2 protein-coding genes are annotated in these 1,174 nt (G+C 68.5%); both read left to right on the forward strand.

All coding sequences use genetic code 11. The features are described 5' to 3' along the window. On the forward strand, positions 1–315 hold a 315-nt coding region (locus tag AB0O36_RS37010), incomplete at its 5' end, for a transposase (protein WP_365118398.1). After that, a partial coding sequence (locus tag AB0O36_RS37015) for an IS3 family transposase (protein WP_365118401.1) occupies positions 312–1,174 on the forward strand: 863 nt, incomplete at its 3' end. The genes AB0O36_RS37010 and AB0O36_RS37015, both read left to right, overlap by 4 nt.

The raw sequence follows: 1,174 nt of genomic DNA on the forward strand, positions 1-1,174 counted from the left end.
ATGTCCATGATGGATGACATGCCGAAGAAGAAGCCGCGTCCGCGGCGGCAGTTCACGGCCGATTTCAAGGCCGAGATCGTCGAGTTGTGCCTGCGGGGCGACCGCTCGGTGCCCGAGGTCGTCAAGGACTTCGACCTGACCGAGACCGCGGTGCGGCTGTGGCTGGCCCAGGCCGACGAGAGTCACCAGCCCAAAGAGCTGGAGCGGGACGAGCGGGCCGAGCTGGCGGAGCTGCGGCGGGAGAACCGCCGTCTGCGGGAGGACATCGAGATCCTCAAGCGGGCCACGGCTTTCTTCGCCAGGGGGACCCGGTGACGGTTGACCCGTTCATCGAGGCGGAGAAGCAGGCAGGTCACAACGTCAAACGGGCGTGTGAGCTGATGAAGGTCTCCCGGTCCGCCTACTACGCCCGCCGAAGCCCCGCCACCAGGTCCCGGGCCGCCCGGGACGCCGAACTCAGCACCAGGATTACCGAAGTCCACCAGCAGTCCCGCGGCACCTACGGAGCCCCACGCGTCCACGCGGCCCTGGTCCAGGACGGCCATTCCTGCGGGCGGCGCCGGGTCGCCCGCCTCATGCGGGCCGCCGGCCTGGCCGGCCGGCACCGCAGGCACAAACAACGGACAACCATCCCCGACCAGCATGCGCAAACCCGCCCCGACCTGGTCCGACGCGACTTCCGGCCCGACCCGGCCGCCCTCGACACCCGCTGGTGCGGAGACATCACCTACATCCCCACCGGCCAGGGCTGGCTCTACCTCGCCACCGTGATCGACATCGCCTCCCGCCGCGTCGTCGGCTGGGCCACCTCCGATCACCTGGGCACCTCACTGGCCACAGACGCACTCAAGAACGCCTGCCACCACCGGCAGCCACAGGGCACAGTCGTCTTCCACTCCGACCGCGGCAGCCAGTACACCAGCCACGCATTCGCCGCCCTCGCAGCCACCCGCAACATCCAGCTCTCGGTCGGACGCACCGGCGTGTGCTGGGACAACGCGCTCGCCGAATCCTTCTTCAGCACCCTGAAGACCGAACTCGTCACCCGGCACCGATGGCACACCCACACCGCCGCCAGAACCGCGATCTTCGACTACATCGAAGGCTGGTACAACACCCGCCGGCTCCACAGCAGCCTCGGCTACCAAAGCCCAGCCCAGTACGAAACCATCAC

This window comes from Streptomyces sp. NPDC089799, assembly GCF_040684755.1.
Lineage (GTDB): Bacteria > Actinomycetota > Actinomycetes > Streptomycetales > Streptomycetaceae > Streptomyces.